Origin of the sequence: Synechococcus sp. A15-62, assembly GCF_014280075.1 — a bacterium.
In the GTDB taxonomy this organism is placed as follows: Bacteria; Cyanobacteriota; Cyanobacteriia; order PCC-6307; family Cyanobiaceae; genus Parasynechococcus.
On sequence record NZ_CP047950.1, the window covers coordinates 405,566 to 418,798 of the forward strand.

16 protein-coding genes and 1 tRNA gene are annotated in these 13,233 nt (G+C 62.4%); 4 read left to right on the forward strand and 13 right to left on the reverse strand.

The features are described 5' to 3' along the window. Positions 1-25: 25 nt before the first annotated feature. The 4 genes from SynA1562_RS02070 to SynA1562_RS02085 all read right to left on the reverse strand — a co-directional run bounded on the left by SynA1562_RS02070 (position 26) and on the right by SynA1562_RS02085 (position 4,223). Positions 26-457, reverse strand: coding sequence for a photosystem I reaction center subunit II PsaD (locus SynA1562_RS02070; RefSeq protein WP_011363412.1), 432 nt, complete (start codon positions 455-457; stop codon positions 26-28). A gap of 102 nt (positions 458-559) precedes the next feature. Beyond that, a complete protein-coding gene (locus SynA1562_RS02075) occupies positions 560-1,909 on the reverse strand; it encodes a sensor histidine kinase KdpD (protein WP_186494561.1) in 1,350 nt (449 codons plus the stop codon). Next, entirely contained in the window at positions 1,906-3,144 is a 1,239-nt protein-coding gene (rodA, locus tag SynA1562_RS02080; RefSeq protein ID WP_186494562.1) for a rod shape-determining protein RodA, read from the reverse strand. Before rodA ends, SynA1562_RS02075 begins: the two co-directional genes overlap by 4 nt. A 2-nt stretch (positions 3,145-3,146) precedes the next feature. Continuing rightward, positions 3,147-4,223, reverse strand: coding sequence for an Mrp/NBP35 family ATP-binding protein (locus SynA1562_RS02085; RefSeq protein ID WP_186494563.1), 1,077 nt, complete (start codon positions 4,221-4,223; stop codon positions 3,147-3,149). A gap of 115 nt (positions 4,224-4,338) precedes the next feature. On the opposite strand from SynA1562_RS02085, the gene hemF reads away from it, so the two are divergent. Next, positions 4,339-5,427, forward strand: coding sequence for an oxygen-dependent coproporphyrinogen oxidase (hemF, locus tag SynA1562_RS02090; protein WP_186494564.1), 1,089 nt, complete (start codon positions 4,339-4,341; stop codon positions 5,425-5,427). On the opposite strand, the gene SynA1562_RS02095 is transcribed toward hemF, so the two are convergent. From SynA1562_RS02095 to SynA1562_RS02105, 3 genes are read right to left on the reverse strand one after another with little or no spacing between them, the layout of a single operon-like run. Continuing rightward, positions 5,424-6,269 carry an N-acetylmuramoyl-L-alanine amidase gene (locus SynA1562_RS02095; RefSeq protein WP_186494565.1) on the reverse strand — a complete coding sequence of 282 codons (846 nt, stop codon included), beginning with the start codon at positions 6,267-6,269 and terminating at the stop codon, positions 5,424-5,426. The two genes, hemF and SynA1562_RS02095, sit on opposite strands and share 4 nt — an antisense overlap. Positions 6,270-6,272: 3 nt before the next feature. Then, positions 6,273-6,827 (reverse strand): cofactor assembly of complex C subunit B, encoded by a 555-nt coding sequence (locus SynA1562_RS02100; protein ID WP_186494566.1) that lies wholly within the window; start codon positions 6,825-6,827, stop codon positions 6,273-6,275. Positions 6,828-6,877: 50 nt separating this feature from the next. Then, a complete protein-coding gene (locus SynA1562_RS02105; RefSeq protein ID WP_115010493.1) occupies positions 6,878-7,261 on the reverse strand; it encodes a helix-turn-helix transcriptional regulator in 384 nt (127 codons plus the stop codon). A 115-nt stretch (positions 7,262-7,376) separates the two neighbouring features. On the opposite strand from SynA1562_RS02105, the gene SynA1562_RS02110 reads away from it, so the two are divergent. Then, positions 7,377-8,021, forward strand: a complete 645-nt coding sequence (locus SynA1562_RS02110; RefSeq protein ID WP_011363420.1) for a ribonuclease D — start codon at positions 7,377-7,379, stop codon at positions 8,019-8,021. Positions 8,022-8,030: 9 nt separating this feature from the next. On the opposite strand, the gene SynA1562_RS02115 is transcribed toward SynA1562_RS02110, so the two are convergent. Further along, positions 8,031-8,288 carry a hypothetical protein gene (locus tag SynA1562_RS02115; RefSeq protein WP_006850096.1) on the reverse strand — a complete coding sequence of 86 codons (258 nt, stop codon included), beginning with the start codon at positions 8,286-8,288 and terminating at the stop codon, positions 8,031-8,033. A 19-nt stretch (positions 8,289-8,307) separates the two neighbouring features. Continuing rightward, positions 8,308-9,528 (reverse strand): lipid-A-disaccharide synthase-related protein, encoded by a 1,221-nt coding sequence (locus SynA1562_RS02120; RefSeq protein WP_186495256.1) that lies wholly within the window; start codon positions 9,526-9,528, stop codon positions 8,308-8,310. Positions 9,529-9,582: 54 nt separating this feature from the next. On the opposite strand from SynA1562_RS02120, the gene SynA1562_RS02125 reads away from it, so the two are divergent. Then, a tRNA-Cys gene (locus SynA1562_RS02125) sits at positions 9,583-9,653 on the forward strand. Between the two features lie 11 nt (positions 9,654-9,664). Here the strand turns inward: SynA1562_RS02125 and SynA1562_RS02130 are convergent. Further along, on the reverse strand, positions 9,665-10,138 hold the full coding sequence (locus SynA1562_RS02130; RefSeq protein WP_255445692.1) for a hypothetical protein: 474 nt from the start codon (positions 10,136-10,138) through the stop codon (positions 9,665-9,667). Then, positions 10,138-10,296: a hypothetical protein gene (locus SynA1562_RS02135; RefSeq protein WP_186494567.1), complete on the reverse strand. Its 159-nt coding sequence runs from the start codon at positions 10,294-10,296 to the stop codon at positions 10,138-10,140. The genes SynA1562_RS02130 and SynA1562_RS02135 overlap by 1 nt, the downstream gene beginning before the upstream one ends. Between SynA1562_RS02135 and SynA1562_RS02140 the strand changes: the two genes are divergently transcribed. Then, positions 10,295-11,311 (forward strand): aldo/keto reductase, encoded by a 1,017-nt coding sequence (locus SynA1562_RS02140; protein WP_186494568.1) that lies wholly within the window; start codon positions 10,295-10,297, stop codon positions 11,309-11,311. The two genes, SynA1562_RS02135 and SynA1562_RS02140, sit on opposite strands and share 2 nt — an antisense overlap. A gap of 9 nt (positions 11,312-11,320) precedes the next feature. Here SynA1562_RS02140 and SynA1562_RS02145 read toward each other — a convergent pair whose 3' ends face one another. Further along, entirely contained in the window at positions 11,321-11,953 is a 633-nt protein-coding gene (locus SynA1562_RS02145; protein WP_186494569.1) for a histidine phosphotransferase, read from the reverse strand. Between the two features lie 118 nt (positions 11,954-12,071). Beyond that, positions 12,072-13,109, reverse strand: a complete 1,038-nt coding sequence (purM, locus tag SynA1562_RS02150; protein ID WP_186495258.1) for a phosphoribosylformylglycinamidine cyclo-ligase — start codon at positions 13,107-13,109, stop codon at positions 12,072-12,074. Between the last annotated feature and the right edge of the window lie 124 nt (positions 13,110-13,233).

Consider the following 13,233-nt stretch of genomic DNA (forward strand, 5'->3'; position numbering starts at 1 on the left):
CCGGGCGACCGACCGCTTTGAGAGATCAGGCGTCGAAGGTGTTGCGGCCGCTGAACTTGATGTTGGCCGGGTTGACGTTCTGGCCAATGCGACGGGGGTTGTGGCCCACCATGGGACGACCTTCGTTCACCTTCTCGGAGAACACGCCATCCTTGGGATGCAGGAATTCGGTGTCACCACCGGGGTAGATCCGGTAGATCTTGTAGTCCTCGATCCGGGGCTTGAATTTAGTGCGCAGCTGAGTGCCGAGGGCGAGGCACTGTTCTTTGCGAGCGAAGTACATCAGGTTTTCACCTGAATTCATCAGAGCGGCACCACCGGTGGGCAGCTCAAAGGCCTGCTCTGTCTTGCTGGTCCAGGTGATTGCGTATTTCTCTTCAGTCTCCGCTGAATTCAGAAGGCCGCCAGTGCTGGCGATGTGCTGGGGAAGTTGACCGTTTAACGCCGTTGCTGCCATGGCTGAAAGAATCCACAAGAGCCGTTATGGCTGGAAAGTAGCACCATCATTGGGGCCTGTTTTGACCTCCGAAAGCAAGCTTCACACCCGTCAACAAACCCATCACTCTCCAGGGGTATGCACCGGAAAAAAAACAGTGATGTCGCGGTCACGCCTGGGCTGATAGCGGCCCCCCAGGCTCGCCATCATCTGGCGGGTCGCATCCTGGCTTAACTGCAGGCTCCCAGTGCTGGGATCCCAGCTGAGGACGGTTCCCACGTTCTCGCGCTGGGGCGCCGAGCCGGCCTCTGTGGCCTGGCTCCTGTCGGGATGCTCCACGTGCAGCTGAAGCTTCACCCGCGGACCCGCTGCCTGGAGGTGAAGCGTGAGCTGACTGCCGGAGGGGAGCCCCCTGGTGCTGCGGTCGATCAGACCCCCCAGCATCGGTTCCAGTCGCCGGGAATCACTGAGGATCGCCGGCAGATCAGCGCTGAGATCCAGCTCAAGGGCGATCCCGCGACGGTCCAGCTGCTCCGTCCAGCTGGGCGCAAGGGCGCTCAGCATGGCTTGCAAATCCGTGCGGGCCAGATTGGCCTCGTTGGGCTCCCGTTGCAGTTCAGCGGCATGGAAGATCAGGCCAAAGCGATCAATCTGCTCGCTGCATTCCACATCGATCTGCCGCAAGCGATTCACAACGACATCAGCCAGATCCTTCCGCCGCAGCAGAGAGCGGATCAGTGTTCGGATCGTGGCCAGAGGGGTTCGCACCTCATGGGTGATCGCTTCCAGCAAATTCAGATCTCCATGGCTGGGAGCTTCCGGTGGGCGCTCAGCCTGGATGGGTTGCAGCATCAGCCCAGGGGCTGTGCCGGTGAGCCGCTCGGTGAGACGGGGCCAGAACTGTTCTGACCAGGCTGCATTGCTCTGCAGGGAGCCGATCGATTCGAGCGCTTTGCGCAGCTGCTCAGCCTGTGCTGGTGACTGGTGCTCCAGCCGACCCCCCAGCTGCACCAGAACATCACTGAGCGTTGCCGGGTCGCAACGCATCAGCAGCTGACGCTTCTGGGCCGGCCCATGCAGCGCAAGGGCCACCTGGACCTCGGGCGTGATCACCAGCAGCAGTGGGTCATCCCCGTCGTCGGGGCGCAGGGACAAGCGTTGGAATCCCCGCAGGGAACCGGGCTCATCGCTGCTGGACTGTCCCGGCAGTGCCGTTGGATGTGGACTCAGTTGATCCAGTTGATCTGGAGCCCACACCCATCCCTGCAGATGTTGGAGCAACTCCGGTTCGTAGAGAGCCGGCAGGGGTGCAGCCAGCCAGATGCCGCGTTCCAGGCCGCGCTCAAGCAGGTCCTGTTGCAGGGTTTCCAGGGCAGCCCACCAAAGCCGCCGGACACCAATCTCATCGCAGCGGCCCTGGGGCACGTCCTGCGCCAGCCGTTGCCGCAGGTCGGTGAAGGAGGGACCGGTCAACGGAGTTGTGCCAAGGAGCGACGGCTTTGCCGGACCACCGACAGGCAGAGGCCGAGCGCGATGAAGTTCACCACCATGGCTGAGCGCCCATAACTGAGGAAGGGCAGGGGGATCCCCGTGACGGGGCCGAGGCCGATGGTCATGAAGATGTTGACCACCACCTGGAACATCAGCATCGTGCCGATCCCGATCACCACCAGTGATTCGAAGTCGGTGCGGGCATTGCGCGCGATCTGGAGCAACCGCGCCATCAACGCTGCAAAGCCAAGAACCACCAGAAGACAGCCAACAAAACCGGTTTCCTCGCCCAGGGCGCTGAAGATGAAATCGGTGTGCTGTTCAGGAATGAAACGCAGCTTGGTCAGTTGGCCTTGAAGAAGACCTGTGCCTAAGACGCCGCCTGAACCGATGCCCACGGTGCTCTGGAGCAGGTGATAGCCCCCGCCCAATGGATCCTGACTGGGGTCGAGAAACAGCACCAAACGGTCCCGTTGATAGTCCTTCAATCCATACATCCAGAGCCATGGCGTCACAGCAGCCATGGCGCCATGGACGGCCAGGGTTGCTGTCGCCGCCAGCCGTTTCCAGGGCAGGGAGCGGTACGCGAGAACTCCCATCAGCGGGATCCAGATCCCCATGGCCCAGGGGAGAAGGCCTGAGAGCAGGGCCGTTACCAGCGGTGACAGCAACAGAATCACCCACTCGATCGGCATCCCCGACCAATAGAGCATCGTGAGCATTAGGGCTCCGAACACTAGGGATGTGCCGAGATCAGGCTGGATGAACACCAGCAGCCAAGGCACCGCAATCACCCCCAGCGGGCGCATCAGATCAATCGGTCGCTCCACCGGGTGTCGCGACAACACCGCTGCCACGAGCAGGATCGCCGCGATCTTGGCGAATTCCGATGGCTGAACATGAACCCCGCCAATGCTGATCCAGCGTTGGGCACCCAGCGCTGTGGTTCCAATCACGCGCACCGCTATGAGGCTGATCACCGTGAGGGCGTAGACGGGAACCAACAGAGGCCGGAGACGCTGCAGCGGCAGCCGTTCCAACCCCAGCGCCAGCAGCACTCCGAAGGCCGCGGTGATCCAGTGGTGATACCAGTCGGCATAGTCCGCCTGGCGTTGGGTGCTGGCGATCAGCACCCCGGCGATGGCGATCATTCCGAGCGGAACACCCCAGAGCACCCACTCCCGGTGCGATCTGCGGCGGTCACGTCGGCTGAACATCGTCAGACGGGCTGGGTGACGGCCTTGAGCACGGCTTCAGCAAGGCCCTTGAACTCCACGGCGCTGGCGGAGTCGCTGCGGTTGATCACGATCGGTCGTCCCGTGTCACCGCCTTCCTGCACTGGCATCTCCATGGGGATCTGAGCCAGCAGGGGAACGTCATAGTCCGCGCCGAGTTGGGCACCGCCGCCACTGCCGAAGAGGGCATAGCGGCAGTCGGGACGGTCTGGGGGAATGAAGGCACTCATGTTCTCCACCACGCCGAGGACGGGAATGCCCATCTGTCGGAACATTGCAAGACCCCGTCGCGCATCCTGCAGCGATACCTGCTGGGGGGTGGTCACGATCACAACGCCGGCCATCGGCACCGCCTGGGCCAGAGAGAGCTGTGCATCACCGGTGCCCGGCGGCAGGTCAACGATGAGGACGTCCCGCTCACCCCATTCGGCCTGGTAGAGGAACTGCCGAATGATGCCGTTGAGCATCGGGCCGCGCCAGATCACAGGCTGGTGATCGTCGATCAGCAGACCCATCGACACCATGGCGATGCCGCAGGTTTCGATCGGGACGATCCGCTGTTGATCGCCGCTGCCCTGCACCTCCGGTGTTTGGTCGGCGACCCCCAGCATGGTTGGTGCGTTCGGCCCGTAAATATCGGCGTCCAGAAGTCCGACCCGCAGCCCGGTCTGGGCGAGGGCGCAGGCCAGATTGACGGCGACGGTGCTCTTGCCGACGCCGCCTTTGCCGCTGCTCACCGCAATCACCTGGCGAACGCCGGGGATCGACTGGCGTTCTGCCGGCTGACCATGGCCGGCTTGGCCGATACCACCCTGGCTTGGCGGTTGGCCGATCTCGATCTGAACGTCTTCAATGCCGTCGAGCGCCATCAGAGCGCCCCGTGCTTCGGACACGATGCGGTCACGCTGGCTCTGGGCGAAGCCTGGAAGGCTGAGGCGAAACACAGCCCGCGGTGGGGTGATGCGGACCTGTTCGATCCAGCCGAGCTCCAGGGCCGTTTTGCCACTGCCGGCATCTTTGACTTGCTGGAGGGCTTGGTTGGCCTGCTCGACCGGGGTCATCCGTTTCATCAAGGCAAGCCGGATCCTAGGGGCGCCGCCCGTGACAGTCCCTGACGGATTCTTGTCCAGGCCTGGGGTGACCTGGTTAGGTTTCGATGTCTTCAGTCTCTGACACATGGTCCGCTCCCTGATTCGCCGCGTCCTCGGACGCCAGGACGTGGGTGTCAGCAACGCTCCCCTTGAGCTGCCCCCCAGCGATTCCAGAGAGCGGGCGCGGGCGATGGTGATGGGGCTGCAGGATGAAATCTGTGCCGGCCTGGAAGCCCTCGATGGTGAAGGTCGCTTCGTTGAGGAGAGTTGGGTGCGGCCTGAAGGGGGTGGGGGGCGCTCCCGGGTGATGCGTGAGGGTCGCGTCTTTGAACAGGGCGGCGTGAATTTCTCCGAGGTTCAAGGCGAAGAACTGCCCCCGTCGATCCTCAAGCAGCGTCCAGAGGCGAAGGGGCATCCCTGGTTCGCCACCGGAACCTCGATGGTTTTGCATCCGCGCAACCCCTATATCCCGACGGTTCATCTCAACTACCGCTACTTCGAGGCTGGCCCGGTGTGGTGGTTCGGCGGCGGTGCCGACCTGACGCCTTACTACCCGTTTCTCGACGACGCTCGTCATTTCCATCGCACCCATCAGGCGTCCTGTGATTCGGTTCATCCGGATCTGCACAAGGTGTTCAAGCCCTGGTGCGATGAATATTTCTATTTGAAGCACCGCGGTGAAACCCGCGGCGTCGGCGGCATCTTTTACGACTACCAAGACGCCAACGGCACTCTTTACAAGGGTCAGGATCCCTCCGGTCCTGCGGCTCAGGTGTCAGCCCGCTTGGGAGCTCGGCCGCTGAGTTGGGAGCAGCTGTTCTCCTTGGGGCAGGCCAATGGCAGAGCCTTCCTTCCCGCCTACGCCCCCATCGTGGAGAAGCGTCATCCGATGGCCTATGGCGATCGCGAGAGGGATTTTCAGCTCTATCGCCGGGGCCGTTATGTGGAGTTCAACCTGGTCTGGGACCGCGGCACGATCTTCGGTCTGCAGACCAATGGACGCACGGAATCGATCCTGATGTCTCTGCCCCCGCTGGTGCGTTGGGAGTACGGCTACACCGCAGAGGTCGGATCACGGGAGGCCCTGCTGACCGACCTCTTCACCAAGCCTCAGGACTGGCTGGGTGATGCCTCGCTGGATGAGCGCTGCCGACCCCATGGAGCGATCAATTAACTGACGCCTTGAACGAGCGCGTTCACCACGCGCTCGGCCAGGCAGTTCACCGTGTGCTCCCTTGAGCTCGGATCCCTCAGTTTCGTTTCGAGAGGGGGTTCAAGCATGGCGATTTCGAGAATTCCGATGCCGCGACGCGGACCGCCAAGGCCTCCGCGGAACAGGCGCGGGTATCGCCCAAATGCCTGGGCCAGGCTTTCATCGACAACATTCAGTTCACGCACATTGGCGAGTACTGGAATCAGGCCGGAGCCGAAGCCATGGGGCCGGTAGGCATCGAAATGGATCTCCAACACATATTCACCACGCTCCGAAAAGACTTTGGCCTTCGACCAGTTGGTGGCAGGGTCGTCGTCGTTCGCGATGCTGATTGACGGCGGGGTGTAGGCGCGGATGTTCAAGGCACGGGCTTGGCCTTGGCTCACCACTGCGGCCTGAACCTGGCGGTTCCAGAACAGCTCATCGCGAATGCCCGGTTGCATCGGCGCTCGCTTCTGCTGATCCACGGCATATCCAGGGGTTCCTGGACTGGCGGTGCCCTGGGAGTCGGCATGTCCTGCCATGACGACGATTGGCAGGTTGCTCTGCACAGGGCTTTGCCCGACCCAGCTCCCGGGTTTCTTTGTGCGTGGGCCTAGCAGGGGATCTGGTGTGGCGGGCTCAGGACAGGGCTCCGGCGGTTCCGGTGCAGGTTGCTCTTCTGGTTCGTTGCTGGGCTCAGCTGTGCCAAGCCAGTTGTTCTGTTCCGCAGCTTTGGTCATCGCCAGGGTTGCCAGTGACAGGCCTGTGATGGCAAGCCCTGAGGCAACGCGACGCCGTCGCATCCAGGCCGGCAGACGCATGGTTCAAATGGGGGAGGAGAGCAGGGATCCATCACTGGCGAGTTGCAGGGTCTCAGCCAGTTCCAGTTCGATGGCGATCAATTCGTCCCGATGAGCCCGCAGACGAATGGCGCTGCCCTCTCCCTCGGGAGCAGGAAGGAGTTGCAGTTCAAGGGCTTCTGTGCGAGCGGCCCGCCGGGTGTAAACAGCTCCCGCCAGAGGACCGAGGCCGATCAGCAGCAGAGGCCACCAGTGCAGTTGGGGTGCCAGCTGACGCAGGACCAGACCGAAGCAGGCGGAGCCAAAGGCCGCTAGCACTGACAGCAACACGGCAAGGGGTTGGCTGGAGGCCACTTTCCCCTTGAAGCGGAGCACCTGGCGCTCAGCATCTCCGCCATCTCGGCTCCAGCCGCGGTCTTCCAGCCAAGTGCTGAGCCCGTCAAGAACGGTGATGGGGGGTTGGGGGGACATCACGTCCACCACTGTGGTTCGGTCCTTGCTGGCTGCACGCAGAAAGAAGACCAGACCAATCGCCAGCAGAACAGTCAGCAGGAGGGTGGATTGGAATCCTGCAGGCATGGCATCCCGGTGGTGTTCAACCTTTTTAAGCCTTGCGGCGGCTGAATCGCTTAGTTCAAGGCGAACCGGTGGGAGTCCAGCCAGCTGCGCCAGGGCTGCATCAGTCGCTCGGCTTCGCCGCGTGCATCGGATTCAAGGTGCAGCATGCGCCGTGGCCGTCCGCGACTCGGACAGCGTTGGGTGTAACTGCTGATCGAGCCCTGTTGCTCAAGGAACTCCAGGGCCTGTTGCAGCACAGTTTCAGAAAGCCGCAGTTGTGGCTCCTCCCGGATCAGTTTCTGCAGGAGTCCGGAGGGGTAGTTGTCGTCTTTAAGCAAGCACTCGAGGATCCAGCAGACAGCCAGCTCGAGATCGAGGAATTGCGGCGGCGGCTGATGGAAGTACTGCTCGATGTCTGCCAGACAGGTGCGCGAAGGCTTTCTGCGAGAGAACACAGGCGCGGGACAACTGCTTCAATCAAAAGCGATCTCATTTCGAGATTCAAGGGGAGAGTCTTGAGACTTGCTGTGGAGGTGATTGGCCACACTGGCCCTATCCCTTCCTGAAGCCATGGCTGAGAAGTCGTCATCCCCAGCGGAATTCGCGGTTTTTGATCGCGATCTTGATGCAGCTTGGACGGAGCGCTACCTGCAGTCCCCGCGGCTTGCCGTTGATACCGAAGCGATGGGACTGATTCATGGGCGTGATCGGCTTTGCCTGGTTCAGATCGCCGACGCTGAGGACCGTGTGGCCTGTGTCCGCATTGGCCTGGGCCAGACCGAGGCACCGAATCTCAAGCGCCTGTTTGAGGCGCCCACGGTGGAGAAGGTGTTTCACTTTGCCCGTTTCGATGTGGCTGCGCTTGCTGCCGGTTTGAGCATCGAAGTGAACCCCGTGTTCTGCACCAAGGTCGGCAGTCGGCTCGGCCGCACGTACACCCCCCGCCATGGCCTCAAAGATTTGGTGATGGAATTGGTTGGCGTTGAGCTGGACAAGGGCGCCCAGAGCAGTGACTGGGGCCGGGTGGACGAACTCACGGATGCCCAGTTGGCCTACGCCGCCAACGATGTGCGCTATCTGCTGCCAGCCCGCGAGCGCCTGGAGCAAATGTTGCGGCGGGAAGGGCGTTGGGATTTGGCGCAACGCTGCTTTCAATGCGTTCCGGTGGTTGCCGAGCTGGATCGGCTGCGTTTTCACCAGATCTTTGAGCACTGAGGCTGGAGCTCAGTCTTCCAGCATGAAGTTGCCGTCGCCTTCGCTGTTCTCGAGCAACGCGTCCAGCTGACGGGCGTGGTCACCGTTGTCCTTGTCGAGGGCGGCCAGCATGGATTCAGCCATTGCTCGCCGTCCTTCCACATCGCGATGGCCTTCTCGGGCCGCTGCCTGTTCCACCTGGCGCCGGGCACTGGCAAGGCTGATGCTCAGTCGACTCGCCAACTGGGCACAAAGTTTGACGAGGGTGGGGTCTTGAATCGCGGCCATCGCAACCAACCGGGGATCTTCAGTATCCGTTGAAGCGATCCAGGATTAGGCGTGCCAGCTGATCGCTCCCCCCTGCTGGCCCCATCCGCTGCGACCCGATCCGTCCCAGATGGGAGCGGAGTGCCGGGTCAGCCAGGAGGACTTCGAGCCGTCTAGTGAGCTCGGATTCATCAGAGCAGGGACGAACCGCTCCCCCCAAGAGGCGGCTTTGACGGCGGGCGAAGCCCGGCTTGAACTGCGGTCCCGGTCCCGGGAGGGACAGGGCCGGAATGCCCAGCCCCACCAGTTGTTCCGTCGCTGTTCCGGCGGTGGCGATGCCGGCTTCTGCCCAGCCGGCCCATCGGTCAAAGCAACCTCGCCCGATCAGCACCAGGCAGGCTCCTTTCACCCAGCAGGCTTCGGCACCCAGTTGGTCCGAAGGCGGAAGGCTGCGTCGAAACCCCAGTTGTTCAAGACTGTCGCTCAGGGCCTCTGCATCGGGTTGGGCGCCCACGGCCACGAGCAGTGCCATCGGCACACGGCCGGGCAGCGCCATGGCACTGCGAACCAACCGCTGCAGGTTGCGCTGGGCCTCCGGCATGCGACTCCCGCAGAGCAAGAGCACTCGGCGGCAGCGTTCCAGGGCTGATGGCAGCGGTTGGATTTGAAGGCCATCCATCATCGGATTGCCCGGCGCAAGGGCGCCCACGCCTTTGCGTTGCAAGCCACGGGCTGTGAGCCGATCACGCATGGCCACCAGTTGACAGCGGCGGGAGCGCATCAGGCGCCATTCCCAGGGATCCCACTCACTGCCCTTGAGCCGGTGGTAGCAGTCGCTTTTGGCCCCTCCAGGACCACTGAGCCAGGTGTAGTCGCTTTTGGGAGTGCCGATGAAGCCGAAGGGAGCGCCACTGCTCCAGGCCATCAGCAGTGGCAGCAAATCGCCAATGGCAACGATGGGTTGGCGCTCATGGCCCAGGCGGCGCACCAACCGCCATTGACTCCAACTCAAACTGGGGAGACCAGCCCTGACGTCTGCCAGCAGACCTCTCAGGCTTTGGTTGCTGAAGCCACCGCTGGGCAGGGCCGCTTTCGGCCCTAGGCGTGTCAACCATCCCTGCTGAACCGCAGCATCAAAGACCCGGCCGGCGCCCACCAGAGGGAGCACGGTCAGGGGCCGTCGCGGTGCGCGCCGATGCACGGCCTGGATGATCCGCAGGGTGATCAGGTCTTCCCCGTGACCGTTGCAGAGAAACAGCAGAGAGCCAGGTGCATGGCTGATAAGATCCTCTGATGGGGACAGCTGTTCCCGGGCGGCGGCATGGCCAAGTGGTAAGGCAGAGGATTGCAAATCCTTTATCCCCAGTTCGAATCTGGGTGCCGCCTTTGAATCCTCATCACAGTTGAGCCTCCGCGCTCATTTCGGCAACGTTGCGTGTGTGACTCTCGCAGCTGACGGTGTCTGCATCAATCCAGCAACGCCCCTGGGCCATGCGGGTTGCAGGAAGGCCCGTGGGGAGACCTCTGGCATCAAACCGGACCCAGGAGGTGCTGAGCAGGCTTCCATTCCAGCGGCGTGAATCCACACGGCAGCCGGAGTTGTCGCAGCTGAGCGGATTGCCTTGGTCTCCATCAAGGCTGACGAAGCTCAACTGGTAGCTGCCGCCTGTTGTTTGATCGTCTCCGATGAAACGAAGCCGCAGGCCGCGGCTTCCGTTCGTGCTGATCTGCAGACGTTCGCAGGTCAGAGAACGCCCCCCAACGACGATGCGGCAATGCGCAGGGCTGTGCTCCAGACGGCCAAAGCTCAGCTTTGGTTCTGCCGCTGCTGGCACGGCGAGCAGCAGTGGCGCCATCCACAGTTGGATCATCAGTAATCGCTGTCGGCGACGCACATGCCCAGGCAGTGAATGCCGTTGCTGGCGGTTCTGCGGCAGTGGTTGCAGAGAATGCGTTCTTCCTTGAGGTTCGATCCCTCTACGGCCTGATCGGTCGATCTCGCAGGTTCCTGTGCGGGGGATGCGGTCATGACGCAGCGAGACGGGTTGATGGCGATCATGGCTGGCAGCAGCATCGCCCCGTTGAACGGCATCGGTTTTGGCACCTGGGCCTGGGGCAACAAGGCGGTTTGGGGGTACGACGCCCAGCGGGACGACAATCGACTTCGCGCCACGTTCCGTCAGGCCCTCAGCTCTGGGCTCAACTTGATCGATACCGCGGATTCCTATGGAACGGGGAGCCTGAGTGGACGCAGTGAAGCGTTGCTTGGCGACTTCATCGCCGAGTTGCCAGCCCTGCGGCGATCCCAGTTGACGGTGGCCACGAAGCTGGCCCCATTTCCCTGGCGCTGGGGGCGTCGGGGCTTTGATGCCGCCTTTGAATCCAGTCGAACACGGCTCAAAGGGCAGCTGCGACGGGTGCAGTTGCACTGGAGCACGGCCCGCTACGCGCCCTGGCAGGAGACAGGCCTTCTTGATGGCTTGGCTGAGCTCGTTCTGGCTGGCCGGGTGGACGAGTTGGGGGTGTCCAACCTGGGCCCCCAACGCCTGGTGTTGCTCCATCGCCGTCTGTTGGAGCGCGGCGTTTCCTTGCGCAGCATTCAGGTGCAGTGTTCGCTGTTGGCACCTGCGGATGATCAGCTGCGCGAGTTGATCGCCATCAGCAGAGACCTTGGCGTGGAGGTGTTGGCCTACAGCCCTCTGGCTTTCGGCGTGCTGGGTTGTGCTCCTGGGGCTGAGGAGAAACGTTCTGCCACTTGGTTGAGACGACGCCTGTTCCAGCGCCTGCTTCCGGCCAGCCTTGAGTTGCGCAGTGCGATGCAGGCGATAGCGAACGAGCGCGGGGCATCGATGGTTCAAGTTGCTTTGAACTGGTGCAGAGCTCTTGGCACAACGCCGATTCCGGGGCTGCGAACTCCAGAACAGGCCAGGGATGTCGCTGCCGCACTGGAGTGGTCAATGTCGCAGCACGAGCGTCAGACCTTGAATGCGGCCCGACTCCGATGCAGTGAGCGGATGCCTGCCAATCCCTTCCAGAGCCGCTGAGCGTTGTGCTCAGGCTTCCGAGGCGGATTCAGGAGCCGGGCTCACCACCACCGGGAGGCTGTCGCCGTCATTGCGAATCGGAATGACTTTGTCCTGGGAGGGTTCCAGGCGAGTGGGTGCAGGGGGAGTGTCTTGTTGCTGGGCGCAGGCGGCGAGGGCTTCCTGCAGCAAGGAATCAAAGGTGGCCCCAGGCAGACGATGCCGGGCGACCTCGAGAAAGGTGCGCGGAAGCGATTCGCCTGCAGCGCTCCTCAGAGCAGGATTGTTCTGGCGATGCTCCTGTTCGTCCTGAATGGCGCGAATGAACCGACGTGTGACGTCGCGTTTGGTGGACGCCTTGATCAGGGTGTCGCGCTCTTGAGGACCATGGCTGAGCTCCTGCTCCATGTCTTGAATCCGCCGTTCGAGGCTCTCCAAAACCTCCTGGGCTTCCTTGCCGATGTGCGCGAGCTGCCCATCCGAAAGGTGGGGCATGTCGGCCACGAACACCTTGCCGTGATCACGGAGCGTGAGAAAGGTTGGTCGTGCGCCCTGTCTGTAGCCCTGTTGCCTGTCCTGGCCTGAAGGCAAAGGACGTCTTGGCGGAACCGGACCGGCAGACGACCGACGGCGCGTGATGCGCTGGGGCTTATCAAAAGGCATTGAAAAAAGATGTATTGACGCCGCTATCGGAAAAATTCCGATTGTGCATATTCATAGTTTATTCGATCCCTTCTGGGCCGGTGGTCTGCGTTATCAAACCCGTCTGAAACTGACGCAATCAGGCGGGCACACCTTCCAGAACAGCAGCGCTGCCAGGGGTGTTGGAGGTCACGTTGCCAATCACCCAAGCCTGATGGTTCTTGCCGCGGCAATGCTCGATCACAGCGGCCTCGCTCCCCGCTGGCACCACCAGGCAGAAGCCGATGCCGAGGTTGAACGTGTGCCAAAGGTCCCGTTCGGGAATGTTTCCGGCCTCCTGCAGCCATCGGAACAGGGGTGGCCTTGTCCAGCTGGAGGCATCGATGCGCGCAGAGCAGCCTCCCGGCAGGCAGCGCGGCAGGTTTTCGGGGAGTCCTCCTCCGGTGATGTGGGCCATGCCGTGGAGCTCGCATCCCCTCTGCATCAGGTGCTGCACCATGTCGGCATACAGGGTTGTTGGCGCCAGTAGGTCGCCGATCAGAGGGCGCTGGTCGTCGCCATACACGGTGTTCGCATCTGCATTGGCTTTCTCCAGCACCTTGCGCACCAGGCTGAAGCCGTTGCTGTGCACGCCGCTGCTGGCCACGCCGATCACGCTGTCGCCAGGCTGGATGCGCTGGCCATCGATGAGCTCCTCTTCTTCGACAACAGCCACACAAAAGCCGGCGAGGTCATAGCGCCCCTGGGGGTAGAACCCCGGCATCTCGGCCGTTTCGCCGCCGAGCAGGGCGCAGCCGCTCTGTCTGCAGCCATCGGCGATGCCTTCAACAACCTCGGCCATTGCCGATGGCGCTAAGGCCCCGGTAGCCATGTAATCCAGGAAAAACAGTGGCGCGGCTCCTGAGGTGATCACGTCGTTGACGCACATCGCCACCAGGTCGATGCCCACGCCGTGATGGCTGCCATGCTCCTGGGCCAGTTCCAGTTTGGTTCCGACGCCATCGGTGCCTGACACCAGCAGGGGCTTGCGCATTCCGGCTGGAAGACGCATCAGACCGCCAAAACCACCAAGGCCGCCGATGACCTCCGGTCGGTGGGTGGCTTCCACAGACGCCTTGATGCGCTGCACGAACGCACGCCCGGCTTCGACGTCAACTCCAGCGCTCTTGTAATCCATGGAACGAATCCGATGCATTGATCCTGCAATGCCGCGGAGCTTGTGCTGATTGTTCTGTCGGCACAGCATTTGATTGCCCGCACTTATCAGTAGTTAGCTCTCGGCTTATGGACAGGGGCTTGCG

What these genes read in the sequence shown, in the direction of transcription:
- SynA1562_RS02100 (WP_186494566.1), bottom strand. Translation starts at nt 6,827, where the DNA reads ATGCCTGCAGGATTCCAATCCACCCTCCTGCTGACTGTTCTGCTGGCG.
- SynA1562_RS02110 (WP_011363420.1), top strand. Translation starts at nt 7,377, where the DNA reads ATGGCTGAGAAGTCGTCATCCCCAGCGGAATTCGCGGTTTTTGATCGC.
- rodA (WP_186494562.1), bottom strand. Translation starts at nt 3,144, where the DNA reads ATGTTCAGCCGACGTGACCGCCGCAGATCGCACCGGGAGTGGGTGCTC.
- SynA1562_RS02070 (WP_011363412.1), bottom strand. Translation starts at nt 457, where the DNA reads ATGGCAGCAACGGCGTTAAACGGTCAACTTCCCCAGCACATCGCCAGC.
- SynA1562_RS02095 (WP_186494565.1), bottom strand. Translation starts at nt 6,269, where the DNA reads ATGCGTCTGCCGGCCTGGATGCGACGGCGTCGCGTTGCCTCAGGGCTT.
- SynA1562_RS02145 (WP_186494569.1), bottom strand. Translation starts at nt 11,953, where the DNA reads ATGCCTTTTGATAAGCCCCAGCGCATCACGCGCCGTCGGTCGTCTGCC.
- purM (WP_186495258.1), bottom strand. Translation starts at nt 13,109, where the DNA reads ATGGATTACAAGAGCGCTGGAGTTGACGTCGAAGCCGGGCGTGCGTTC.
- SynA1562_RS02115 (WP_006850096.1), bottom strand. Translation starts at nt 8,288, where the DNA reads ATGGCCGCGATTCAAGACCCCACCCTCGTCAAACTTTGTGCCCAGTTG.
- SynA1562_RS02130 (WP_255445692.1), bottom strand. Translation starts at nt 10,138, where the DNA reads ATGATCCAACTGTGGATGGCGCCACTGCTGCTCGCCGTGCCAGCAGCG.
- SynA1562_RS02085 (WP_186494563.1), bottom strand. Translation starts at nt 4,223, where the DNA reads ATGACCCCGGTCGAGCAGGCCAACCAAGCCCTCCAGCAAGTCAAAGAT.
- hemF (WP_186494564.1), top strand. Translation starts at nt 4,339, where the DNA reads ATGGTCCGCTCCCTGATTCGCCGCGTCCTCGGACGCCAGGACGTGGGT.
- SynA1562_RS02135 (WP_186494567.1), bottom strand. Translation starts at nt 10,296, where the DNA reads ATGACCGCATCCCCCGCACAGGAACCTGCGAGATCGACCGATCAGGCC.
- SynA1562_RS02140 (WP_186494568.1), top strand. Translation starts at nt 10,295, where the DNA reads ATGACGCAGCGAGACGGGTTGATGGCGATCATGGCTGGCAGCAGCATC.